This is a genomic window from Thermus aquaticus (genome assembly GCF_001280255.1).
GTDB classification, from domain to species: domain Bacteria; phylum Deinococcota; class Deinococci; order Deinococcales; family Thermaceae; genus Thermus; species Thermus aquaticus.
Genome location: NZ_LHCI01000028.1, coordinates 1 through 371, shown reverse-complemented (window position 1 = coordinate 371; position 371 = coordinate 1). Strand labels below are relative to the sequence as shown.

Genomic DNA, 371 nt, shown 5'->3' with positions numbered 1-371 from the left:
CTCCCTGGAGCTCCTGGTCAAGTGGACCCTGGGGATCCGGGAGGTGCCCGCCCTGGACTTTCTGCGGCCCGCCCCCACGGAGAACCCCACCATAGAGGCCGCCTTCCTCCTGGCGGAGATGGAGGCCCAGGACCGGCCCACTGTCATCGACCTCCTCTCCGAGCGCATGGCCCCCGAGCTGGGCGACCCCCACTCCCGGCGCTTCTACGCGGGCCTCCTCTGGAAGGTGGTGGAGGGGAAGCTCAGCCCCCACGCCCTGGTGCACGCCTACCACCGGGCCCGGGCGGCCGTGCGGGAGGGGTACGCCAGACGAGGCGGGGCCTTCCTGCAACACCTCCTCGAGGCGGCGGCCTAGGCCCCCTACCTGGGCC

1 pseudogene is annotated in these 371 nt (G+C 72.8%); it reads left to right on the top strand.

Going from position 1 to position 371, the window contains the following annotated elements:
* Positions 1 to 355, top strand: a pseudogene (locus BVI061214_RS13060) (hypothetical protein); the annotation flags it as partial.
* Between the last annotated feature and the right edge of the window lie 16 nt (positions 356 to 371).